We start from the raw sequence: 22,979 nt of genomic DNA on the forward strand, positions 1-22,979 counted from the left end.
CCCTGCCCGGCCCGACTCCCCCGGTGTCAGCCGCCGAGAGCCCCCACCGCGTCCGTGGTGAGCTCGCTGACCGGTACTCCGGACTCGCGGCTCAGCCCCCGCAGCAGCCCGGCCCGGGTGGCGTATCCGGCCGCCCTGGCCGCCGCCGTCAGCTCGCCCCCGCCGCGGAGGTGTTCGACGGCGGCGTTCATCCTGGCCCGGTTGCGCCACCGTGTGAAGGGCAGTCCGGTCTCGTCGAGGAAGACGCGCTGCACCTGACGGGCGCTCATCCGGTACCGATCGGCGAGGCTCTCCAGCGTCGCCGAGGGGGTGCGCAGGGCCTCGCGGGCGAGGGCGCGCACGGCGGGGTGGACGGGCAGGACGACCGGGAAGTACTGCCGGGAGATGCCCCTCAGCACCCGCCCCAGCGCCTGCCGGAACGGCTCGACCTGCTCCCGTGTGGTCGGCGCGGCCCCGAGTGCGGTGGTCATGACCTCGGTGAGCGCGGGCACCGCCCCGAGCGGCTGAACCCGGAATCGTGGCTGGTCAGCGGGGTCGAGGAGGGGTCCGAGCGCCATGCCGCCCGGCTCGATCCGCAGGGCGTGCGGCACGCGCGGGGCCAGCCAGAGCGCCTCGTGGCGCCCGAGCCGCCACTCCTGGCCGTCGGCGGTCAGACGGGCGTTGCCCGTCACCACGTAGACGAGATGGGGCTCGTCGTGCTGGTGTGTGTCGTGCCCCAGAAAGCGGATGGCGTTCTCGGCGACCACCGTGCCGAGGGATGTCGTCGGCAAGCGTGCCTCCCGTTGTGCGATGCGTCGTGTCCGTCACCGACCATGTCGTACTCGGATCGACGCAGCGGAACCAGCGAGGTTAGCCTCACCTTACCAACAGCTCGAACGGTCGAGCCTGCCCAGTCTCATGAGGTCCCATGTTTGCTCCTGCCCGTCTTCTCGCCGTCGCGGTCGTCGCCGCACTGGCCCTCACCGGCTGCTCGGCCTCCGACCCGTCGGGCGACGGGGACAAGGCGTCCGCCGCGAAGACCCGTGCCGTCACGACCGACTACGGCAAGGTGAAGGTGCCGACCGAGCCGAAGCGGGTGGTCGTGCTGAACCACGCGCTCGCCGGGTACCTCTACGACCTCGACGTGCCGGTCACGGCGACGATTCCCGAGGACGCCGAGAGCAAGGGCGCGTTCTCCCCGAACTGGGCGAAGGAGGCGAAGGAGGACGGTACGACGTTCCTGCCGTGGAGCGTCGACGGCTTCGACCTGGAGGCGATCCTCGCCCTCGACCCCGACCTCATCGTCGGCGGCGGCATCGGCTTCCCGCTGTTCCAGGCGGAGAAGGTGTACGACGACCTCTCCGACATCGCCCCCACCGTGCTCGTCGGCAAGAAGCTCGGCGACTGGCGGGCCCAGTTCTCCTTCCTCGCCGACGACGTGTTCGGCAGGCCCGACGTCTACAAGGAGCACGTGGCCGCCTACGACCGGCGGATCGACGAGGTGAAGCAGGCGATCACACCGCCGGCCGGCCCGGTCTCCTTCCTGGCCCTCACCGGCGACGGCACCGCCTACGGCCTGGTGGAGAGCGTGGGCCTGCCCACCGAGCTGAAGAAGGTCGGCATCGAACCGGCCCCGGTCTTCGCCGACGGCGGTTTCAAGGTGTACGGACAGGGCGGTGACATGTTCGAGCTGTCGACCGAGAAGGTGGGCCAGACGATCACCCAGCCGTCCGTGTTCGTGATGGGCTTCAACGCCGACACGACCGACGTCGCCACGCTGAAGAAGAACCCCGTCTACAAGGCGCTGCCCGCCTTCAAGGCGAACCGGGCCTACGACCTGCCGCACTGGGTGCTGCGCGGCGACTACGACGAGTCGATGGCCCTGCTCGACATCATCGAGAAGCAGTTCTCCTGATGGCCTCCCAGCGCGCGTACACGACGCACCCCCTCGTCCTGCGCCGGGTCGCCGTGCGCCGCGTCGAGGAGGTGACCCCCCGGATGCGGCGCGTCGTCCTCGGCGGCGAGGACCTCGCGGCGTTCACCCGGGACGGGATCGACCACCCCGGCTTCGCCGCGCCCGGGTTCGACGACCACGTCAAACTGATCCTGGCCGCCGACGGGGACATCCGGGCGGCGCTCCCGGCCCAGTTGCCGCACGGCATCGAGTGGACCCCGGCCGAACACCGGCTGACCCGCGACTACACGCCCCGGCGGGTGGACCTCGACGCGGGTGAGGTCCACCTCGACTTCGTGGTGCACGGCGACGGGCCCGCGGAGTCCTGGTCCGCGGCGGCCCGGGAGGGCGACGAGCTGTGGTTCGTCGGCCCCAAGTCCTCGCTCCGGCTGCCGGAAGGGCTGGACTGGATCCAGCTCGTCGGCGACGAGACGGCGCTGCCCGCGATCGGCCGCTTCCTCGACGAACGCCCCCTCGACGTCCCGGCGCACGTCCTGGTGACCGTCCCGGACGACGCGGCACGCCAGGAACTCGCCCTGCGCGACGGCGACACGGTCACCTGGGTCCTCGCGGAGCCGGGTGACGCGGCGGCGCTGGAGTCCGCCGTACGCGCGCTGCCGGTGCCGGCGGGCGAGGGGTACGTCTGGGCGGCGGCGGAGAGCCGGGCGCTGCTGCCGGTACGCCGGTATCTCCAGCGGGAGGGGAAGCTCTCCAAGGACCGGGTGAACATCACGGGTTACTGGCACCGCGAGGAGCCCGCCGCGCCGGAGGCGGAGGCGGAGGCCACGGCCGACTCCGCACCGGCACCCGCCGGGATTCCGTCGCCGCTGCCGTGGCTGGTCGCCCGGGCCGCGTTGCAGCTCGGCGTGGTGGACACGGTCGCCGATACCCCGGGGCTCTCCGCCGGCGCCCTCGCGGCCCGGCTGGGCGTGCCCGGTCCGGGGATCGCCGTCCTGCTGCCGCTGCTCGCCGCGTACGACGTGGTCGTCGACGCCGACGGGAGCGGGCTGCGTCTCGGTGCGGCGGGCGAGGAACTCCTCGACGACCACGAGCGCGAGGAGTACACCGGCCACGAGGCCGACCTGCTGCTCGCCCTCGCGCACCTCGCCCCCGCGCTCCGGGACGGCACATCGCCGTGGCGCCTCGCCTCGGGCGCCACCCTGCACGACACGGTGGCCGACGACGCGGAGCGTTACGGCGAACTGGTCGAGGAGTGCGAGCAGTTGGTGTTCCTGCTGACCGGTCTGACGGCCGATCCCCTCTGGGAGGGCGTGAAGACCTGCCTCCTGACCGGTCCGGGGAGCGCCTCGATGGCCGCGGCCCTCGACGACGCCGGACGGCGGCTGCGGCTGCGGATCGCGGAGGAGGGCGCACCGGCCGAGGTGCTGCGCGGACACGTTCCGGCGCCGGACCGGATCGACTGGACGGGCGGCCCCGCGGATGTCGCGGTCGCCGCGAAGGCGCTGGCGTACCGCACCGACGAGGAGGCCGTACGGCTTCTCACGCGGCTGGCCGCATGGACGGGGACGGCGGTGCTCGTTGAGGCCTCGCGCCCGGACGGGCTGAGCCCGCACGCGGCCGAGGCGGCACTGCACGCGTTCACCGCGACCGGCGGCCCGCTGCGCGACTCCGCCGCCCTCGCCGTCCTGGCGGAGCGGTCGGGCTGGCGGGTCGAGCGGACCGTCGCCCTCGGCTGGGGCGCGGAGGCCACGGTCCTGCGCCGGGCCTGAACGCCGCTCCCACGGGGGGTGGGGCGGCGGGGAAGCCGCCGAGGTCAGCCCGACCTCGGCGGCTTCCGTGCATCGAAGGCGAAGAGGGTGTTCTTCGCCGCGGCCACGAACACCGCACGTCCCGCGACGGTCACGCGGGGGCTCGCGCCCTCCTGGCCCGTCAGCCCGTCGGCCTGCGGGTCCGTCGACCACAGCGGCTTTCCGTCGTCGGGCGACAGCGCGACCACCCGCCCGGTGGCCGAGCTGAAGTACACCGCGCCGTCACCCGTCGCCGGCCCGGACGCGCCCTCCACACCCGTCTGCCGCTTCCACTTCTTCCGGCCGGTGGCGGGGTCGAACGCGGTGACGAGACCGGTCTGCCCGCTCACGTAGACGGTGCCGTCCGCCATGCCGGGCGTGCCGCCGTACACCCGGTCGAACCGGGAGCGGGTCACCTTCCCCGAGGCGGGGTCGACGCGGACCACCCCGTCGTACCCGGCCCGCGCGGTCCCCTCGTAGTGCGGGGAGAGGAGGACGAGGGAGCCATCGGCGTCGCCCACCGGCACGGCGGGGCCTTCGACCGTGACGGGCCCGCCCAGCTCCCCGGAGTCGAGGGCGAGCGTACGCAGGGTGGGGCTGCGTTGTTCGAGGGCGTCGACCTCCGCGTCGGTCGCGCACATCGCGAGGAGCCGCGGGCCCGCCGGGACGGGCGCGCACTGGGTGCCGGCAGGGAACTGCGCCGTCCAGGCGACCTCGCCGCTGTGGGCGTCCCGGGCCTCGAAGCGGGAGTTGGAGGCGTCGACGGTCACCACGGCGGAGCCGGCCACGACGGCGTCCCGGGTCCGGCCGGTGACGGCCGTCGACTGGGCGCCGGACGGCGTGGACCACAGCTCCTCGCCGCTGTCCGCGTCGAGGGCCACGACCTCGGTGGGCGGGCCCTGCGGGGCGTCCTGGTCGGCGATGCGGTAGCCGATCACGGTGTCGTCGGTGGCGCCCACCATGTACATGCCCTGGGCGGGGACGCCGGGGCTCTTCGCGGTCCACACCCGCGATCCGTCCGCGGGGTTCACCCGGGTCGCGACGACACCGCCGCCCCCGCAGAACAGCGCGTCGTCGCGGGCGACGCAGCGCAGCTCGTCGGGGATGTCCTCGCGGCCGCCCGGCACGGTCGTGCGCCACGGCCCGAAGCCGTCGGGGAGGGTGCCGCCCGGCGCGGCGGCGCTCCGCCCGGCGTCCGTGCCCCGGCCGTCCGTGCCGTCGCCGTTGCCGTCGGCGCCGCCCGTCGTCAGCGCGGCGACTCCCCCGCCGATGGCCGCCACCGCGACCGCCGCTGCCAGCACGGGCCGCCAGCGGCGACGCAGCCGGCCGCCGATCGCGGTGCCGGTGCTCCCGGCGTCGGAAGCGGTCGGGGCTGCCGGGGCGGGGGTCGTCGGAGGCGGGGTGTCCGGTGTCATGAGGTGGTGCTGGGTGAGCATGTCGCGGGTCCGGCCCGCGCCCGGCCCGCCGGTGGCGGTGCCGCCCAGGTCGGACGGCAGGTCGCGCAGCAGCACGAGAAGTTCGTCCACCGAGGGACGCCGCTCGGGATCCTTGTCCAGGCACGGCTCGACGACCGCGCGCAGGGCATCCGGTACGGCGCCCAACGACGGCTCCTCGTGCACCACTTGGTACGCCGTGATGTAGGGGCTGTCCGCGTCGAAGGGCCCGTGGCCCGTCGCCGCGTACACCAGGAGCGTCCCCATCGAGAAGACGTCGGAGCGCGGGCCCACGCCGCGCGGCGCCTGCAGTTGCTCGGGCGACATGAAGGGCGGCGTACCGATGACCCGCCCGGTCATCGTCAGCGTCTCCTGGTCGACGGCGCGGGAGATGCCGAAGTCGATGACGCGGGGCCCCTCGGCCGAGAGGACCACGTTCGAGGGCTTCAGATCGCGGTGGACGACCCCCACCCGGTGGATGTCGCGCAGCGCCTCGGCGAGACCGACGGCGAGTCTCCGCAGCTCCGGCCCGTTCAGGGGGCCGTCGTCGGTGATGCGCTGGGCGAGCGTGGGGCCCTCGATGTAGGTCGTCGCCATCCACGGCTGGTCGGCCTCGGGGGCGGCGTCGACCACGGCGGCGGTGAACGCTCCGCTCACCCGCCGGGCGGCGGCCACCTCCTGCCGGAACCGGATGCGGAACTCGTCGTCCCCCGCGAACTGCTGGTGGATCAGCTTGATCGCGATGGACCGGCCGGAACTCGTCCGGGCCAGGAAGACCGTGCCCATGCCACCCGAACCGAGCCGCGCCTCCAGCGGATAGCCGCCGATCTCGGCTGGGTCACCTCCGCGCAGCGACACTCTCCCCGACCTCCCGTCCCCCGTGCGTGCGTCTCCGCCACCACGGGCCTGCTCGTTCGTGCTGCACCCAAACTAGTCGCAGGGCGGTACGGCGGAGCAAAGCGGGTGACGCACAGGGGGGCGGGACGGCCGGCTCTCGGGACGCAGTGTCGTCAGTCGCGCGGGCCGTCTCTCGGCACGTAGTGCTGCGGGAGCCCTCGCCGTTCTTCGGGCGGCAGGTTCCGGCCCGGTGTCTCCACCGGGGCCGACGCGGGCCGGCCCCGCTCGCGGTCCCAGCCCGCCCGGGCGCGCGGATGGAAGCGGTGCCGCTCGGGGACGTACCGCCAGGCGTGGTGTACCGACCGGCCCAGCAGGCACAGCAGGCGTTCATCGTGGGGCGTCCAGCGCAGGCCCAGGCGGTCCCGGACGGTCTGCGGATACAGGCCGACCGTGATCCACAGGGTCGTCCGCACGAGCGGGACGCGGGCGAGGGACCAGAACGGCGACGGCAGCCACCGCAGGAGGGGCGGCCGGGCGATACGGCGCATGTTCAGGACGTCCCGGGTCGGCCGGTTGTCCTCCAGGACGTCGGCGCACATGTGGTCCCAGTACCGCTGGAACTCCTCCCAGCTGCCGGGCACGGGTTTCATCGAGAGGCCGTACAGCGCGTACCAGCGGACGTGCTCGTCGAAGAGCGTGCGCCTCTGTGCCTCGGTGAGGCCGCCGCCGAAGCGCTCGGCGACCTGCACGGTCAGCATGAAGAACGTGGCGTGTGCCCAGTAGAACGTGCCCGGGTTGAGCGCGTGGTACGGGCGGCCGTGCGCGTCGACCCCGCTGATCGCGGCGTGGTAGCCGCGCACCTCGCGGGCCGTACGGGCGGCGAGCGGGCCGTCGTAGACCACTCCCCCGATCGGGTACAGCGAGCGGAAGAGGCGCTCCCAGCGCTCCTCGAAGAAGCGTGAGTGCTCGGCGACGCCCGCGCCCAGCTCGGGGTGCATGTTCTGCATCGATCCGGCCCAGGGGGCGAGGAGGAGGCCCCTCCAGTCGCCGAACCAGCGCCAGGTGAGGGAGTCGGGGCCGAGCGGTTCGGGGGTTCTCGGGCCGGTCGGGCCGGGTCCGTGCGCTGACGCTGTCACGTGTACCTCCGCTGGGGTTCTCCGTTGCGAGGCCGTCGAGAGCAATCTGATGACACCTGTCCTCAGGTTAAAATGTGCGGACACCTGTCGTCAATTGCACGAGCAGCACTCGACTACGCGAACAGAACACGGGGGAACCGGAGTTGACGGAACGGAGCTGGGGCGGCACCAAGCTCGCCGATCGTCGCGCCGCCCGTCGGCAGACCCTGCTGGACGTCGCCGGGCGGCTGGCCGGCGAGGAGGGGTGCGCGGCCGTCACGGTCCGGTCGGTCTGCCGTGAGGCGCGCCTGACGGACCGCTATTTCTACGAAAGCTTCACCGGACGCGACGACCTGCTCCTCGCCGCCTTCGAGCGGGTCGCCGACGAGGCCCGGAGCGCGCTGGAGGGAGCGGTGGCTACCGGCGGCCCGCAGCGCGAGGTCCGGGCCCGGGCCGCCGTCTCCGCCTTCGTCGCCCTGGTCCTGGACGCGCCGCACAAGGGCCGCCTGCTGCTCCTGGAGCCCTTCGCCGACCCGGTGCTGGGGGCCCGAAGCCATCTGCTCATGCCGGTGTTCACCGACCTCGTGGGCGGCCAGCTCGCCGGTACGGGGGACGACATCGACCGCCGCCTGGCCGCGCACGCCCTGGTAGGCGGTCTGGCCAACCTCTTCGCGGGGTGGCTCCACGGCACGCTCGACGTACCGCGCGAGCGGCTGGAGGCGCACTGCGTGGAGCTGGTGCTCGCGGCGACGACGTCCGCGACCGCGTCCGGGAAGTAGCCATCCCCGTCACGCGTCGCCGACCCGCGCCGCCATCACGCGAATCGAACAAGGTGAAAGTTTAACCAACAGTCTTCTCAACAGGATCACCCGTCACTACGGTGAGGGACCCATGAGTCCCCCCATCGCCCCCGTGGGCTGGAGTCGCTGGCTGGTACCGCCCGCCGCCCTCTCGATCCACCTCTCCATCGGCCAGGCCTACGCCTGGTCCGTGTTCAAGCCCCCGCTGGAGGACGCGCTCGGCCTCAGCGGCACGCAGAGCGCCCTGCCCTTCCAGCTCGGCATCGTCATGCTCGGCCTCTCCGCCGCCTTCGGCGGCACGCTCGTCGAGCGGCGCGGGCCCCGATGGGCCATGACCGTCGCCCTCGTCTGCTTCTCCTCCGGCTTCCTGATCTCCGCGCTCGGCGCGGCGACCCAGCAGTTCTGGCTGATCGTCCTGGGGTACGGCTTCGTCGGGGGCATCGGTCTCGGCATCGGCTACATCTCGCCCGTGTCGACGCTCATCAAGTGGTTCCCCGACCGCCCTGGCATGGCCACGGGCATCGCCATCATGGGGTTCGGCGGCGGTGCGCTGATCGCCTCGCCCTGGTCGGCGCAGATGCTGGAGTCCTTCGGCAGCGACAGCAAGGGCATCGCCCTCGCCTTCCTGGTGCACGGACTGTCCTACGCGGTCTTCATGCTGCTCGGCGTCCTGCTGGTACGGGTGCCGCGCCCGCGTACGGAGGAGCAGCGGGCGGACGGCAGCCCCGCCACCGCCGCCGGGCCGCAGGTGTCGGCGCGTCAGGCGCTGCGCACCCCGCAGTTCTGGCTGCTGTGGGTCGTGCTCTGCATGAACGTGACGGCCGGCATCGGGATCCTGGAGAAGGCCGCGCCGATGATCACGGACTTCTTCGCGGACACCTCGACGCCCGTGTCGGTGACCGCGGCCGCCGGGTTCGTCGCCCTGCTGTCCGCGGCCAACATGGCCGGCCGGATCGGCTGGTCCTCGACCTCCGACCTGATCGGGCGCAAGAACATCTACCGCGTCTATCTCGGTGCGGGCACGCTCATGTACGCGCTCATCGCCCTGGTGGGAGACTCGTCCAAGCCGCTGTTCGTGCTGTGCGCGCTGGTCATCCTCTCCTTCTACGGCGGCGGCTTCGCGACGATCCCCGCCTATCTGAAGGACCTGTTCGGCACGTACCAGGTGGGCGCGATCCACGGCCGTCTGCTCACCGCCTGGTCCACCGCCGGGGTCCTCGGGCCACTCATCGTGAACTGGATCGCCGACCGGCAGGAGGAGGCCGGGAAGGACGGCGCGGATCTGTACGGGACGTCCCTCCTCATCATGATGGGCCTGCTCGTCATCGGCTTCGTGGCCAACGAACTGGTCCGCCCGGTCCACCCGTCGCACCACCTCGGCGACGTCACCGCGCAGAAGGGAGCGCCCGATGTCCGACAGCAGCAGTCAGAGTCCGCCTGACGTCTCCACCGGGAAGGACCGGCGGCCGCTGATCGCCTTCACCTGGCTGTGGGTGGGCGCCCCGCTCGCCTACGGGCTGTACGAACTGATCCGCAAGGCCACCCAGTTGTTCACCGGCTGACGGACCACTGGCCGACCCCGGACCCGGCCGACCCCGGACCCGACGGGCCCGGGGTCACGGTCACCGCCGGTTTCAGGCTCCGCCCACCAGGTCCGGGGCGCGCAGCATGGCGGCCGGAATCCCCCAGGCGTCGACGAGTTCGCCGGCCAGGGGCCGGATCTTGCGGCAGAGGTCGTTCACCTCACGGGTGATCGCCTTGGAGCGCTGGACGGTCAGCCGGCCGTGCTCCATGAACCAGGCGCGGTCCGCCTCGATCGTCGACAGGGCGAACAGGTCGCACAGCAAACCCAGGGCGACCTTGTTGCCGCCGTCGGGCAGCGTACGCATCTTCTCGACGAACGCCTCCAGCACCAGCCGCTCCATATGGGCGCGGGCGACGGCGATGACATGGTCCTGCACCTCGGAGAAGACGGCGCCCGCGTCGCGCTTGCGGTCGATGCCGCTCTTGAGCCTGCGGGCCACCCCGGCGAGCATGTGCTCCTCCCGGTAGCGGACCATGGCGAGCTGGTACTCCGAGTCGAGCAGTCCGGCCTCCTGGTCCCACTCGTCGCCGCCCGGCAGCAGATCGCGGACCCGTTCGAGCAGCTTGTGGGCCGACGTCTTCTCGATGACCGTCTCGACGGCGAGGTTGGTGACGTAGCGGACCATGCCCAGCTGGTCCAGGTCCTCGAACTCGCTCGCGTAGTCGGTGAGCAGGCCCTTGGCGACGAGCTGGAGCAGGACGTGGTTGTCGCCCTCGAAGGTGGTGAAGATGTCGCTGTCGGCCTTGAGCGCGGCGAACCGGTTGACGGCCAGATAGCCCGCGCCGCCGCACGCCTCGCGGCACTCCTGGATCACCTGGGTGGCGTGCCAGGTGGCGAGCGCCTTGGTTCCGGCGGCCCGGGCCTCCAGCAGGCGTCGCGCCTGCGCGTCGTCCTCCAGATCGGAGAAGACGTCGTGGAGCTGGGTGCGGACGACGTCCTGGGCGAAGTGCAGTGCGTACGTACGGGCGACGAGCGGCAGCAGACGCCGCTGGTGCAGTCCGTAGTCGAGGAGCAGCTGCTCCTCCCTCTGGGGGCCGGCCGCGAACTGGCGTCGCCGCAGGGCGTACTTCGTCGCGATCGCGAGGGCGACCTTGGCGGCGTTGACCCCGGCGCCGCCGACGCTGACGCGGCCCTGCACCAGGGTGCCGAGCATGGTGAAGAAGCGGCGGTGGGGGTTGTCGATCGTGCTCTCGTAGACGCCTTCCGGGGTGACGTCGGCGAAGCGGTTGAGCAGCGCCTCGCGATCCACCCGCACACCGTCGAACCGGAGGCGTCCGTTGTCCACGCCGTTGAGGCCCATCTTGCGGCCGTCGTCCTCGATGTGGACCCCGGGCGCGGCCTCGCCGTCGACCCGGATCGGCACGACGAACGCGTGCACACCCCGGGACTCGCCGCCCACTTCCAACTGGGCGAAGACGACTGCCAGTTCGCCGTGGCGGGCCGCGTTGCCGATGTAGTCCTTGCGCGCCTGGTCGCCCTCGGTGGTGATGACGAACTCCTGGGCGTCGACGTCGTAGCGCGCGACCGTGCCGAGCGCCTGGACGTTGGAGCCGTGCCCGGTCTCCGTCATCGCGAAGCAGCCCATCAGCTCCCCGGTGATCAGGCCGGGGAGATGGGCGTCGTGGTGGCGCTCGGTCCCCAGATGCAGGATCGCGCCGCCGAAGAGCCCGAACTGCACCCCGACCTTCACCAGCACCGACAGATCGCCGAAGGCGAGCGTCTCGAACGCGGCGATCGAGGCACCGACGTCGCCGCCTCCGCCGTACCGCTTCGGGAAGCCCATGCCGGTCTGGCCCGTCGCCGCCATCTCGACCACGAGCTCACGCACGCGCTCGCGGAACGCGTCGATGTCGAGCTCGTCGGCCTCGTCCAGCACCGAGGCGTACGTCGTCAGATTGGCCCGGACCAGGTCCCGGACCTCGGCGTACTCGCCGTCGAGCACCTCGGTCAGCGCCCGGACGTCGATCTCCGGCTGCACGTACCCGCCGGTCGCGGGCGATGTTCTGTCAGTGGTCATACCGATTCGCTACCCCGCCCGGAGACGATCAAGCAGTTCGCTGCCCCGGTCAGCCCTGTCCGGCGGGCGGATCGGCCAGGATGCCTTCGAGCAGCCCCGTGGCCTGGCCGACCTCGATGAGATAGCCGTCCGGGTCGCGCAGGTAGCAGCGGATCTCGGCCTTGCGGTCGATCGGCGGGGTGAGGAACTCGGCGCCCTTCGCACTCCACTCGCGGTAGCAGCGTTCGATGTCGGCGACGCGGATGTTCAGGAAGCTGGTCGCGGTGCCGGGATCGGTCGGCGGGTGGAGCGTGACATCGGGTTTGTCGGGGGTCGGGCCGCCACCGGGGTTCATGATCAGCCAGCTGTTCGCGAGCTTGATGATGCACGGGTTCGCGTCGAGGACCACTTCGCCGCCAAGGACGTCGGCGTAGAAGGCGCGTGCGCGGGGAACGTCCGCGACGGTGAGGAAGTGGGTGAGGAGCAGGCCCGACGCCGGTGCCGGGAGATCTTCACGGCGCATGGTGTGACGCCTCCAGACGGATGTCGACGTACCTCCCATGGTGGACCACCGGGCCGTCCCCCGAAAGACGATCATCAGCGGGCCGGACCTGAGGGCTGACGGGCCTTGCCCCTTGGGCAGGCCCGGCCCCCGACCGGGCCCTACTCCCCGGCCGCGCTCCGGCCCCGGCCGCGCTCCGGCCCCGGCCGCGCCCGGTCCGTCGCCGGGCCCTGCTCCCCGACCGGACCGTGTCGGGCCGGACCCGATCACGGCCGGCGCCGGTCAGGAGCCCGCCCGGCGCTTGTTCCAGACGTCGAAGCCGACCGCGGCCAGCAGGGCCAGGCCCTTGATCACCTGCTGCCAGTCGGTGCCGATGCCCACCAGGTTCATCCCGTTGTTGAGTACCCCGAGGACCAGCCCGCCGATGACGGCGCCCAGCACCGTGCCCACACCGCCGCTCATCGACGCCCCTCCGATGAAGGCCGCGGCGATGGCCTCCAGCTCGAAGTTGATGCCCGCCTTGGGCGAGGCCGCGTTGAACCGCGCCGCGAACACCAGCCCGGCCAGGGCCGCCAGCATCCCCATGTTCAGGAAGACCGCGAAGGTCACCTTGCGGTCCTTGACGCCCGACAGCTTGGCCGCGGGCAGGTTGCCGCCGATCGCGTACACGTGGCGTCCCACCACCACGTTGCGCATCACGTAACCGAAGCAGACCAGCAGGACAGCGAGGACGATCAGGACCACGGGCGCGCCCTTGTAGCTGGCGAGCAGGAGCGTGGCGACGGTGATGGCGGCGATCAGGGCGACGAGTTTCAGGACGAAGAGGTTCTTCGGCAGGGGCGCCAGGTCGAACTCCGCCTGCCGGGCGCGGTTGCGGATCTCCTGGTTGACCACCAGGGCGATCACTCCGAGGCCGAGCAGCAGGGTCAGGTTGTGGTAGTTGGTGACGGGGCCGACCTCCGGCAGGAAGCCGTTCGCCACCTTCTGCAGCCCCTCCGGGAAGGGGCCCAGGGTCTGTCCCCGCAGGAAGATCTCCGTCAGCCCCCGGAAAAGCAGCATCCCGGCCAGCGTGACGATGAACGAGGGGATGCCGACGTACGCGATGAAGAAGCCCTGGACCGCCCCCGCGGCCGCGCCGATCAGCAGGGTCACCACCACGGCGAGCGGCCAGGCGAGCTGGTGCTCCACCATCAGCACCGCGGCGACCGCGCCCACCAGGGCCGTCAGCGATCCCACGGAGAGGTCGATGTGGCCGGAGATGATGACGATCATCATGCCGATGGCGAGGATCAGGATGTAGCTGTTCTGCAGGACGAGATTGGAGACGTTGCGCGGCAGGAGCAGGTCGCCGCCCGTCCAGATCTGGAAGAGCAGCACGATGAGTCCCAGCGCGAACAGCATCCCGTACTGCCGGGTGTTGCGCCGGACGCTCTCCACCAGCAGGCGCGCCACCGCCGGGGCGGCCCCGCGCGACCCGGGGTCCGCGGCGGCCGGAGGGGTGGGGCTGAGGTCAGTGCTCATCGGTGAGTCCTTCGTGGGGTGCGGGGTGCCGGGGCGCGGGGACGGCGGGGTCGTGCGTCATGTACCGCATCAGCAGCTCCTGGTCGGCCTCGGCGCGGGCGCTCTCGCCGGTGATCCGGCCGGCCGCCATCGTGTAGACGCGGTCGCACATGCCGAGGAGTTCGGGCAGCTCGGACGAGATCATCAGGACGGCCTTGCCCTCGGCCGTGAGCCGGTCGATCACGGTGTAGATCTCGTACTTGGCGCCGACGTCGACGCCCCGGGTCGGTTCGTCCAGGATCAGGACCTCGGGCCCGGCGAGGATCCACTTGCTCAGGACGACCTTCTGCTGGTTGCCGCCGGACAGCCGGCCCACCTGGTCGAAGACCGTGCGGGTCCGGATGTTCATGGTGCGGCGGAACTCCTCGGCGACGACACGCTCCTGGTGGGCGTCGACCACCCCGCGCCGGGCCAGCCGGGACAGCGAGGCGAGGGAGATGTTCCGGCTGACGGAGTCCTGGAGGTCGAGGCCGTAGTGCTTGCGGTCCTCCGTCACATAGGCGATGCCCGCGTCGACGGCCTCCGGCACGGTACGGGTCCGGGCCTCGGCCCCGTCCCTGAGCACCGTTCCGGAGAGGTAGCGCCCGTAGGAGCGGCCGAAGACGCTCATGGCGAGTTCGGTGCGGCCGGCGCCCATCAGCCCGGCGATGCCGACGATCTCGCCGCGTTCCACCCGCAGCGACACCCCGTCGACGACTTTGCGCTGGTGGTCGACGGGGTGCCCCACGGTCCAGTCGCGGATCTCCAGGGCCGGGGCGGGGGCGGGCGGGGCCGCGCAGGGGGTGCGGTCGGGGAAGCGGCTGTCGAGGCTGCGGCCCACCATGGAACGGATGATGCGCTCCTCCGTGGTCTCCGGGTCCTTGAGGTCGAGGGTCTCCACCGTGCGGCCGTCGCGGAGGACGGTGACGGAGTCGGCGACCTGGGCGATCTCGCCCAGCTTGTGCGAGATGATGATCGAGGTGATGCCCTGGTTCTTCAGTTCGTCGATGAGCCGCAGCAGTTGGGCGCTGTCCTCGTCGTTCAGCGCGGCGGTCGGTTCGTCGAGGATCAGCAGTCCGACGTCCTTGGCCAGTGCCTTGGCGATCTCGACAAGTTGCTGCTTGCTCACCCCGATGTCGGCGACCCGGGTCTGCGGGTGTTCCTCAAGACCTACGCGGCGCAGGAGTTCGGCGGCCCGGCGCAGGGTCGCCGGCCAGGTGATGACGCCGCGCCGGGCGGGCTCGTGGCCCAGGAAGATGTTCTCGGCGATCGAGAGCTGTGGGACGAGGGCCAGCTCCTGATGGATGATCACGATGCCGGACCGCTCGCTGGCGCGGATGTCGCGGAACCGGCACTCCTCGCCCTCGTAGCGGATCTCTCCCTCGTAACTGCCGTGCGGGTGGACGCCGGAGAGGACCTTCATCAGCGTGGACTTGCCCGCGCCGTTCTCGCCGCACAGCGCGTGGACCTCACCTCGGCGCACCCGCAGGTTCACCTCGCTCAGCGCCTTCACGCCGGAGAACGTCTTGCTGATGGCCCGCATGTCGAGCACGGGGCCGTCGGCCGCGTCCCGATCCGGGCCGGCGGTCGGGGCCTTCGGTGTCACCGCAGGTCCTCGGCCTTCAGGTAGCCCGAGTCCACGAGCACCGACCGGTAGTTGGACTTGTCCACGCTGACCGGCGGCAGCAGGTGCGCGGGGACGACCTTCTTCCCGTTGTCGTACGTCGTGGTGTCGTTGGTCTCCGGCTCCTTCCCGTCCAGGACCGCTCCGACCATGTCCGACGCCACCTGGGCGAGGGCACGGGTGTCCTTGTAGACGGTCTGGGTCTGCTCGCCCGCGATGATCGACTTCACGGAGGCGGCCTCCGCGTCCTGGCCGGTGACGACCGGCAGGGGCTTGGCGGAGCTGCCGTAGTCGTCGGACTTGAGAGCGGACAGGATGCCGATGGAGATGCCGTCGTACGGGGAGAGGACCGCGTCGACGCGGGCACTGGAGTACGTCGAGGTGAGGAGGTCGTCCATCCGCTTCTGGGCGGTGCCGCCGTCCCAGCGCAGGGTGGTGACCTGGTTGAGGCGGGTCTGCCCGGAGCGGACGACGAGGCGTTTGTCGTCGATGTAGGGCTTCAGCACCTTCATGGCGCCGTTGAAGAAGTATTTGGTGTTGTTGTCGTCGTTCGACCCCGCGAACAGCTCGATGTTGAAGGGGCCCTCGTCCGGCCGGTCCTTCAGTTCGAGCTTGTCGACGATGTAGCCCGCCTGGAGCTCGCCGACCTTCTCGTTGTCGAACGAGGCGTAGTAGTCGACGTGGTCGGAGCCGAGGATCAGCCGGTCGTAGGAGATGACGGGGATGTCGGCGTCGGCGGCCTGCTGGAGGACGTTGGAGAGGGCCTCGCCGTTGATCGCGGCGATGACCAGGGCGTCCACCCCCTGGGTGATCATGTTCTCGATCTGGGAGACCTGCTGGTCGGGGTCGTCCTCCCCGTACTGGAGGGTGGTCCGGAAGCCCGCCTTCTTCAGGCTGGTCGTCATGTTCCTGCCGTCGGCTATCCAGCGTTCGGACGACTTGGTCGGCATCGCGATGCCGATGGTCCTGGCCTCGTCGCCGGACTTCTCACGGCTTCCGCCCTCGCTGTTCTGACCGCAGGCGGTCAGCAGCAGGGCGCACGCGGTCGAGGCGGCGAGGAGCGGAAGAGCGGCTCGTCGGTTCGTCATGGTCGTTACCTGGCATTCCCGTCGTTGGGGCGGCTCCGGGGGCGGAGCGTCGGGGCGGCTCTGGGCAGGGGTGAGAAGCCGACGGGCCCCCCGTCGTCGCGGCGCTCGCGGGCTCCGTCGACCGGGGATCCGCCCACCGGCCACTGGATTGTTAGCGCTCACACATGTCGGGGGCAAGAGGCGTTAAGCTGTTTCTCGAATTCGAGGTGGGCCCGTCGCCCTCGCGGGGCGTCCCGCGGCCGGGCCGGGCCGCGGCCGTCGTCCGGAGGAAGCAAGGCATGACCCGCCCCACCGAGGCCCTCCGCCCACCGACGATGGCGGACGTCGCCCGGGAGGCGGGGGTCTCCCACCAGACCGTGTCCCGGGTGCTCAGCGGCCATCCCAACGTCCGGACCACCACCCGGGATCAGGTGACGGCCGCGATCGAAAGGCTCGGCTACCGCCGCAACTCCGCGGCCCGGGCGCTGGTCACCCGGCGTTCGCGGACCATCGGCGTGATCGCGGTCGACCCGACGCTCTACGGCCCCGCGAGCACCCTGGCCGGCCTGCAGGAAGCAGCGCGCGACGAGGGGTACCTGGTCTCGACGGTCACCCTGCGCACCGGCGGCGGCCACGCACTGGAGGACGCGCTCGACCATCTGGCGGCCTGGGGCGTCGAGGGCGCCGTCGCCATCACCCCCCAGCGCTCCAGCGTGCAGGCCCTCGCCCGGCTGACCCCGCCGTTTCCCGTCGTCACGGTGGAGGGCAGCCACGGGCTCGACATCCCCGGCGTCTCCCTCGACCAGGAGCTGGGCGCCCGCCTCGTCACCGAACACCTCCTGGCCACCGGCCACGAGACGGTCTGGCATGTGGCCGGCCCCGAGGACTGGCTGGAGAGCGCGGCGCGCACCGAGGGCTGGCGTGCCGTGCTGGAGGAGCACGGGATCCGCCCGCCGCGCGTACTGCGGGGCGACTGGAGTCCGCTGTCCGGCTACCACGCGGGGCAGGAACTGGCGGGGCTGGCCCTGGCGGGGCGGGGCGCGGCCCCGGTGACGGCGGCCTTCGTCGCCAACGACCAGATGGCGCTGGGGGTTCTGCGCGCGCTGCGGGAGGCGGGCATCCGCACCCCGCGGCAGGTGGCGGTCGCGGGTTTCGACGACATCCCCGAGGCGGGGTTCTTCCCTCCCCCGCTGACGACCGTGCGCCAGGACTTCACAGCCATCGGCCGCCGGAGCATCCAGCTGCTGCTGGAGCACATCGAGGGCACCGCGGCGGGCGTGGAGCACATCGTGGTGGAGCCCCAGCTCATCGTCCGGGCGAGCACCCGCTCGCAGGACGGCGCCTGAGGCGTACGCCGCCCCGGGTGTTCGTACGGCACGCCGCTCCGGGAATCCGTACAGCACTCCGGCACCCGGACGCCACGTCGCCCCGGAATCCGTACAGCACTCCGGCACCCGGACGCCACGTCGCCCCGGAATCCGCACAGCACTCCGGCACCCGTACGGCACATCGCTCCGGGAATCCGTGCCGTACGCCGCCCCGGAATCAGTACGGCACGCTCCAGGAAGTCCCGGCTCACGCCACTCCGAAAGCCCGGGCCTCTTGCTTCCAGCGATTGTGAGCGCTAACAATCAGAGGGCGGTGACGCTCCCCGCATCCACTCCCGCAGCAGAGAGTCTCGCTCGTGACCCCTCAGCCCGATTCCCCCGGCGATCTTCCCGCCGGCTCTCCCGGCAGCCCTCTCGACGGCCGGCCCGACACCTGCGCGGTCGGCGTCGACTTCGGCACGCTCTCGGCACGTGCCGTCGTGGTCCGGGTCCGCGACGGTGCGGAGCTCGGCTCCGCCGTGCACACCTACCGCAACGGCGTCATCGACCGAAGCCTCCCGGGCTCGGACACCCCCCTGCCCCCGGACTGGGCCCTCCAGGACCCGCGCGACTGGCGGGAGGCGCTCCGTACCGCCGTACCGGAGGCGCTCGCGGCGGCGGGCATCGACCCGTCCCAGGTCATCGGCATCGGCACCGACTTCACCTCCTGCACGGTGCTGCCGACCACGGCGGACGGCGTTCCGCTGGCTGAGCAGCCCGCCTGGGCGGACCGCCCCCACGCCTGGCCGAAGCTCTGGAAGCACCACGCGGCCCAGGACCAGGCGGACCGCATCAACGCCCTGGCGCACCGACGTGGTGAGCCCTGGATCCGGCGGTACGGCGGCCGGATCTCCGCCGAGTGGCAGTACGCGAAGGCGCTCCAGGTCCTCGAAGAGGATCCGGAGGTGTACGCCGCCTGCGCCCGCTGGATCGAGGCGGCCGACTGGATCGTCTGGCAGCTGACCGGCACCGAGTCGCGCAACACGTGCACGGCGGGCTACAAGGGCATCCACCAGGACGGCGCCTACCCCTCGCCCGCCTATCTCGCCGGACTTCACCCGGACTTCGCGGACTTCCCCGCCACCCGGCTCGACCATCCGCTGCTCCCCCTCGGCTCCCGCGCCGGGACCGTGACCGCCGAAGCCGCGGCCCTGACCGGGCTCAGGCCGGGCACCCCGGTCGCGGTGGGGAACGTCGACGCCCACGTCACGGCCCCGGCGGCCGGGGCGGTGGACAACGGGCACCTGCTCGCCATCATGGGCACCTCCACCTGCCATGTCGTCAACAGCGACGAGCTTGCCGACGTCCCCGGGGTCTGCGGGGTGGTCGACGGGGGCATCGTGGCGGGCGCGTACGGCTACGAGGCCGGGCAGAGCGGGGTGGGCGACATCTTCGCCTGGTGGCTGCGCCAGGGCGTGCCCGACGACTACCGCGCCGCCGCCGAGGCGGCCGGCGAGGACCTCCACGAGCATCTGTCCCGGCTCAGCGCCGCGCAGCCGGTCGGGGCACACGGCCTGGTCGCGCTCGACTGGATGAACGGCAACCGCTCCCCGCTCGTCGACCACCATCTCTCCGGGGTGCTGGTCGGCCTCACCCTGGACACCCGCCCCGAGGACGTCTACCGCGCCCTGCTGGAGGCGACCGCCTTCGGCACCCGCGTCATCGTCGAGACCCTGGAGGAACACGGGGTGCCCGTCACGGAGTTCATCGCGGCGGGCGGGCTCAAGAGGAACCCGCTGCTGATGCGGATCTACGCCGACGTCCTGCGCCGCCCCGTGTCGCTCGCCACCTCCGACCAGGGCCCGGCACTCGGTTCGGCGATCCACGCGGCGGTGGCGGCCGGGGCGTACCCGGACGTCCGCGCGGCCGCCGCCCGCATGGGCGGCGTCGAGCGGAACGCCCATCTCCCCGACCCGGACAACGCCGACGTCTACGACGAGCTGTACGCCGAATACCGCGCGCTGCACGACCACTTCGGCACCGGCGGCGATCTCCTGCTGCACCGGCTGCGCAGGCTCCGCAACCGCGCCCGGGCCCACGGGACCGCGCGCTGACCTCCAGCGCACTCTCACCACACCACACACCACACACCGCCCCGCGCACCTCGCGCCACCCACACGCTGCCCCGCACCCCGACCAGGGAGTTGTCTTCATGCCCCTCGCCCCCACCGACAGCGAAGTCTGGTTCCTGACCGGCAGCCAGGCGCTCTACGGCGAGGACACCCTCGCCCAAGTGGCCGCCCAGTCACGGCAGATATGCGAGACGATCGCCGCCGATGCCGCGGCCGGTCCTGCCGTCCGCATCGTGTGGAAGCCCGTGCTGACCGAGGCGGACGCGATCCGCCGGATGTGCCTGGACGCCGAGGCGGACGACCGCTGCATCGGCCTCATCGCCTGGATGCACACCTTCTCCCCCGCCAAGATGTGGATCACCGGCCTCGCCTCCCTGCGGAAGCCCCTCCTTCATCTGCACACCCAGGCGAACCGCCGCCTCCCCTGGTCCACGATCGACATGGACTTCATGAACCTGAACCAAGCGGCGCACGGGGACCGCGAGTTCGGCCACATCCAGTCCCGTATCGGCGTCGCCCGCAAGACCGTGACCGGGCACGTCTCCTCGCCCGACGTGTCCCACCGCATCGCGGCCTGGACACGGGCCGCCGTCGGACGCGCCGAGTTCGCCCGGCTGCGCCTCGCCCGCTTCGGGGACAACATGCGGGATGTCGCGGTCACCGAAGGCGACAAGGTCGAGGCCCAGTTCAGGCTCGGCACGTCCGTCAACACCTACGGGGTAAACGAGTTGGTGGCGGCCGTGGACGCCGTGGACGACAGTGCCGTCGCAGCGCTCACCGAGGAGTACGCGGACCGGTACACGCTGACTCCGGAGCTGCTCCCCGGCAAGGAGCGTCACGCGTCCCTGCGGTACGCGGCCCGGATCGAGGCCGGACTGCGCGGCTTCCTCACCGGCGGCGGCTTCAACGCGTTCACCACCAACTTCGAAGACCTGGGCGGCCTGCGGCAGTTGCCCGGCCTCGCGGTCCAGCGGCTGATGGCCGACGGCTACGGCTTCGGGGGCGAGGGCGACTGGAAGACCTCGGCGCTCCTGCGGGCCACGAAGGCCATGGCGTACGGGCTGCCGGGCGGCACCTCGTTCATGGAGGACTACACCTACGACCTCGCGCCGGACAGCGGGCTCGTCCTCGGGGCGCACATGCTGGAGGTGTGCCCGTCCCTCGCCGCCACCACGCCCTCCTGCGAGATCCACCCGCTGAGCATCGGTGGGCGTGAGGACCCGGTCCGCCTGGTGTTCGACGCGGCCCCCGCCCCCGGAGTCGTCGTGGGGCTTGCCGACATGGGCTCCCGCTTCCGGCTGGTCGCCAACCGGATCGATGTCGTCGGGCCGCCCGAACCGCTGCCCCGGCTGCCCGTGGCCCGCGCGGTGTGGCGCCCGGAACCCGACCTGCGCACCTCCACGGAGGCGTGGCTGACCGCCGGGGCTCCGCATCACACGGTGCTCACCACGGCCCTGGGCCGCGAGGAGTTCGAGGATCTGGCCGACATGCTGGCCGTGGAACTCGCGTTCATCGACGCGGACACCACCGTACGCCGGTTCGCCCAGGAACTGCGCTGGAACCAGGCCTACCACCGACTGGCCGACGCCCTGTGAGCGGCACCGTCCGAGCGACCGTTCCCCCACCCCGGCCAGGAGGCACCGCCATGTCCCGCTCCGCTTTCGCGTCGCTGCGCGGCGAGGTCCTGGCCGCCAATCTGCGCATCCCCCAGGCGGGTCTGGCCACCCTGACCTGGGGCAACGTGAGCGGGGTCGACCGGGAGGCCGGCGTGTTCGTCATCAAGCCGTCGGGGGTGCCGTACGACCGGCTGAGCGAGGAAAATCTCGTCGTCGTCGCCCTGGACGACGGCCGGGTGGTCGAGGGGGATCTGCGCCCCTCGACGGACACCGAGACCCACCGGAGCCTGTACCGGGCCTTCCCGTCGATCGGCGGGGTCACGCACACCCACTCCCCGCACGCCGTGGCCTTCGCCCAGGCCCGCCGCCCGATCCCGGTGCTCGGCACGACGCACGCGGACACCTTCGACGGCCCGGTGCCGGTCACCGAACCGCTCAGCGCCGAACAGTGCGCGGACGACTACGAGTTCAACACCGGGCAGGTCATCGTGGAGCTGCTCGAAGGCGACGACGAACGGGCCCGGACGGTGCCCGCCGCCCTCGTCGCACACCACGGGCCCTTCACCTGGGGCGCGGACGCCGACGCCTCGCTGGAGCACGCGGTGATCTGCGAGGCGGTCGCGGAAATGGCGCTGCACACCCTCTCCCTGGGGGCAGCGCAGCCGCCTCAGCATCTGCTGGACCGCCACTTCACCCGTAAACACGGCGCGGGAGCCTATTACGGCAACCCCGGGGCCGTATGACCCGGTGGGCGCGGGATTTCGGGCGCAGTGCCGGGATCTGGGTCGTAGCTCCGGGACTTCGGGCTGTACGTGATCCGGCGGAGGCTGGGGTGAACGGCGCGCCGCGGGGGGCGTGAGGGTGTCGGAGCAGTGCCCCGTTCGCCTTCCCTCGCGCCCTGCCGAGGGGTCGGGTGGCGCGGCGACGATGATCCGGACCTGATCGGCACGACACCCCTCGTGGTGTCAGCGGTGGAAGGAATCCACGTTGCTGCTGCTCATCTCCCCGGACGGCGTCGAGGAAGCCCTCGCGTGCGCGAAGGCGGCGGACCATCTCGACATCGTCGATGTGAAGAAGCCCGACGAGGGCTCGCTCGGCGCGAACTTCCCCTGGGTCATCCGGGAGATCCGCGGGGCGGTCCCGTCGGACAAGCCGGTGTCGGCGACGGTCGGGGATGTCCCGTACAAGCCCGGCACAGTGGCGCAGGCGGCGCTCGGCGCGGCGGTCTCCGGAGCCACCTACATCAAGGTCGGTCTCTACGGGTGCACGACGCCCGACCAGGCCATCGAGGTGATGCGCGGAGTGGTCCGGGCCGTCAAGGACTTCCGGCCGGACGCGTTCGTGGTCGCCTCGGGCTATGCCGACGCCCACCGGATCGGCTGTGTGAGCCCGCTCGCGCTGCCCGACATCGCCCGCCGCTCCGGCTCCGACGCGGCGATGCTCGACACCGCGATCAAGGACGGGACCCGGCTGTTCGACCATGTGCCGCCGGAGGCCTGCGGGGAGTTCGTCCGGCTGGCCCACGACGCCGGGCTGCTCGCCGCGCTCGCCGGCAGCGTGAAGCAGGAGGATCTTGCCCTGCTGACCCGGATCGGGACGGACATCGTCGGCGTACGCGGGGCGGTCTGCGAAGGGGGCGACCGCAACGCGGGGCGGATCCAGCCGCGGTTGGTGGCCGAGTTCCGGGCGGAGATGGACAGGCACGCCCGGGAACACGCGGCGACCCCGGCCGCGAGCTGACCGCC

18 protein-coding genes are annotated in these 22,979 nt (G+C 71.9%); 10 read left to right on the top strand and 8 right to left on the bottom strand.

Features of this window, described 5'->3' with window-relative positions:
* Positions 1-26: 26 nt before the first annotated feature.
* Entirely contained in the window at positions 27-770 is a 744-nt protein-coding gene (locus IE134_RS12855) for a helix-turn-helix transcriptional regulator (protein WP_189430521.1), read from the bottom strand.
* Between the two features lie 137 nt (positions 771-907).
* Between IE134_RS12855 and IE134_RS12860 the strand changes: the two genes are divergently transcribed.
* Entirely contained in the window at positions 908-1,894 is a 987-nt protein-coding gene (locus IE134_RS12860; protein ID WP_189430523.1) for an ABC transporter substrate-binding protein, read from the top strand.
* Complete coding sequence (locus tag IE134_RS12865) at positions 1,894-3,663, top strand: siderophore-interacting protein (protein WP_189430525.1); 1,770 nt, start codon at positions 1,894-1,896, stop codon at positions 3,661-3,663. The genes IE134_RS12860 and IE134_RS12865 overlap by 1 nt, the downstream gene beginning before the upstream one ends.
* A gap of 44 nt (positions 3,664-3,707) precedes the next feature.
* On the opposite strand, the gene IE134_RS12870 is transcribed toward IE134_RS12865, so the two are convergent.
* Both IE134_RS12870 and IE134_RS12875 read right to left on the bottom strand, forming a co-directional pair.
* A complete protein-coding gene (locus tag IE134_RS12870) occupies positions 3,708-5,972 on the bottom strand; it encodes a serine/threonine-protein kinase (RefSeq protein ID WP_189430527.1) in 2,265 nt (754 codons plus the stop codon).
* 152 nt (positions 5,973-6,124) lie between these two features.
* Positions 6,125-7,087 (bottom strand): oxygenase MpaB family protein, encoded by a 963-nt coding sequence (locus tag IE134_RS12875; protein ID WP_098895841.1) that lies wholly within the window; start codon positions 7,085-7,087, stop codon positions 6,125-6,127.
* A 143-nt stretch (positions 7,088-7,230) separates the two neighbouring features.
* On the opposite strand from IE134_RS12875, the gene IE134_RS12880 reads away from it, so the two are divergent.
* The 3 genes from IE134_RS12880 to IE134_RS12890 all read left to right on the top strand — a co-directional run bounded on the left by IE134_RS12880 (position 7,231) and on the right by IE134_RS12890 (position 9,428).
* Positions 7,231-7,845 carry a TetR/AcrR family transcriptional regulator gene (locus IE134_RS12880; RefSeq protein ID WP_030714428.1) on the top strand — a complete coding sequence of 205 codons (615 nt, stop codon included), beginning with the start codon at positions 7,231-7,233 and terminating at the stop codon, positions 7,843-7,845.
* Between the two features lie 112 nt (positions 7,846-7,957).
* Positions 7,958-9,307: an OFA family MFS transporter gene (locus IE134_RS12885; RefSeq protein WP_030714430.1), complete on the top strand. Its 1,350-nt coding sequence runs from the start codon at positions 7,958-7,960 to the stop codon at positions 9,305-9,307.
* The gene (locus IE134_RS12890; RefSeq protein WP_167393126.1) at positions 9,276-9,428 is read left to right on the top strand and encodes an MFS transporter small subunit; all 153 of its coding nucleotides are present in this window, start codon (positions 9,276-9,278) and stop codon (positions 9,426-9,428) included. Before IE134_RS12885 ends, IE134_RS12890 begins: the two co-directional genes overlap by 32 nt.
* Positions 9,429-9,500: 72 nt before the next feature.
* On the opposite strand, the gene IE134_RS12895 is transcribed toward IE134_RS12890, so the two are convergent.
* The 5 genes from IE134_RS12895 to chvE all read right to left on the bottom strand — a co-directional run bounded on the left by IE134_RS12895 (position 9,501) and on the right by chvE (position 16,200).
* Complete coding sequence (locus IE134_RS12895; RefSeq protein WP_189430529.1) at positions 9,501-11,468, bottom strand: acyl-CoA dehydrogenase family protein; 1,968 nt, start codon at positions 11,466-11,468, stop codon at positions 9,501-9,503.
* 49 nt (positions 11,469-11,517) lie between these two features.
* Positions 11,518-11,970, bottom strand: coding sequence for a VOC family protein (locus IE134_RS12900; RefSeq protein WP_189430531.1), 453 nt, complete (start codon positions 11,968-11,970; stop codon positions 11,518-11,520).
* Positions 11,971-12,231: 261 nt separating this feature from the next.
* Positions 12,232-13,470, bottom strand: a complete 1,239-nt coding sequence (gene mmsB, locus IE134_RS12905) for a multiple monosaccharide ABC transporter permease (RefSeq protein WP_098018822.1) — start codon at positions 13,468-13,470, stop codon at positions 12,232-12,234.
* Positions 13,460-15,094: a multiple monosaccharide ABC transporter ATP-binding protein gene (gene mmsA / locus IE134_RS12910; protein ID WP_373296816.1), complete on the bottom strand. Its 1,635-nt coding sequence runs from the start codon at positions 15,092-15,094 to the stop codon at positions 13,460-13,462. Before mmsA ends, mmsB begins: the two co-directional genes overlap by 11 nt.
* Entirely contained in the window at positions 15,091-16,200 is a 1,110-nt protein-coding gene (gene chvE, locus IE134_RS12915; RefSeq protein WP_189430533.1) for a multiple monosaccharide ABC transporter substrate-binding protein, read from the bottom strand. Before chvE ends, mmsA begins: the two co-directional genes overlap by 4 nt.
* A 278-nt stretch (positions 16,201-16,478) precedes the next feature.
* Here chvE and IE134_RS12920 point away from each other — a divergent pair, with 278 nt between their 5' ends.
* The 5 genes from IE134_RS12920 (at position 16,479) to IE134_RS12940 (ending at position 22,974) form a co-directional block, all read left to right on the top strand.
* A complete protein-coding gene (locus IE134_RS12920; RefSeq protein WP_030714447.1) occupies positions 16,479-17,525 on the top strand; it encodes a LacI family DNA-binding transcriptional regulator in 1,047 nt (348 codons plus the stop codon).
* Positions 17,526-17,863: 338 nt separating this feature from the next.
* Positions 17,864-19,600: a ribulokinase gene (gene araB / locus IE134_RS12925; RefSeq protein WP_189430535.1), complete on the top strand. Its 1,737-nt coding sequence runs from the start codon at positions 17,864-17,866 to the stop codon at positions 19,598-19,600.
* Between the two features lie 98 nt (positions 19,601-19,698).
* Positions 19,699-21,213: an L-arabinose isomerase gene (gene araA / locus IE134_RS12930; protein WP_030714452.1), complete on the top strand. Its 1,515-nt coding sequence runs from the start codon at positions 19,699-19,701 to the stop codon at positions 21,211-21,213.
* Positions 21,214-21,263: 50 nt separating this feature from the next.
* Positions 21,264-21,977, top strand: coding sequence for an L-ribulose-5-phosphate 4-epimerase AraD (araD, locus tag IE134_RS12935; RefSeq protein ID WP_030714454.1), 714 nt, complete (start codon positions 21,264-21,266; stop codon positions 21,975-21,977).
* 244 nt (positions 21,978-22,221) lie between these two features.
* The gene (locus IE134_RS12940; RefSeq protein WP_189430537.1) at positions 22,222-22,974 is read left to right on the top strand and encodes a (5-formylfuran-3-yl)methyl phosphate synthase; all 753 of its coding nucleotides are present in this window, start codon (positions 22,222-22,224) and stop codon (positions 22,972-22,974) included.
* The last annotated feature ends 5 nt before the right edge of the window (positions 22,975-22,979 follow it).

The sequence above is a fragment of the Streptomyces rubiginosohelvolus genome (genome assembly GCF_014649875.1).
GTDB lineage: Bacteria > Actinomycetota > Actinomycetes > Streptomycetales > Streptomycetaceae > Streptomyces > Streptomyces rubiginosohelvolus.

Excerpts from the sequence above, each read along its gene's own strand:
- mmsB (WP_098018822.1), bottom strand. The coding sequence starts at position 13,470 with ATGAGCACTGACCTCAGCCCCACCCCTCCGGCCGCCGCGGACCCCGGG.
- araD (WP_030714454.1), top strand. The coding sequence starts at position 21,264 with ATGTCCCGCTCCGCTTTCGCGTCGCTGCGCGGCGAGGTCCTGGCCGCC.
- IE134_RS12885 (WP_030714430.1), top strand. The coding sequence starts at position 7,958 with ATGAGTCCCCCCATCGCCCCCGTGGGCTGGAGTCGCTGGCTGGTACCG.
- IE134_RS12865 (WP_189430525.1), top strand. The coding sequence starts at position 1,894 with ATGGCCTCCCAGCGCGCGTACACGACGCACCCCCTCGTCCTGCGCCGG.
- chvE (WP_189430533.1), bottom strand. The coding sequence starts at position 16,200 with ATGACGAACCGACGAGCCGCTCTTCCGCTCCTCGCCGCCTCGACCGCG.
- IE134_RS12900 (WP_189430531.1), bottom strand. The coding sequence starts at position 11,970 with ATGCGCCGTGAAGATCTCCCGGCACCGGCGTCGGGCCTGCTCCTCACC.
- IE134_RS12920 (WP_030714447.1), top strand. The coding sequence starts at position 16,479 with ATGACCCGCCCCACCGAGGCCCTCCGCCCACCGACGATGGCGGACGTC.
- araA (WP_030714452.1), top strand. The coding sequence starts at position 19,699 with ATGCCCCTCGCCCCCACCGACAGCGAAGTCTGGTTCCTGACCGGCAGC.
- IE134_RS12895 (WP_189430529.1), bottom strand. The coding sequence starts at position 11,468 with ATGACCACTGACAGAACATCGCCCGCGACCGGCGGGTACGTGCAGCCG.
- IE134_RS12890 (WP_167393126.1), top strand. The coding sequence starts at position 9,276 with ATGTCCGACAGCAGCAGTCAGAGTCCGCCTGACGTCTCCACCGGGAAG.
- IE134_RS12860 (WP_189430523.1), top strand. The coding sequence starts at position 908 with ATGTTTGCTCCTGCCCGTCTTCTCGCCGTCGCGGTCGTCGCCGCACTG.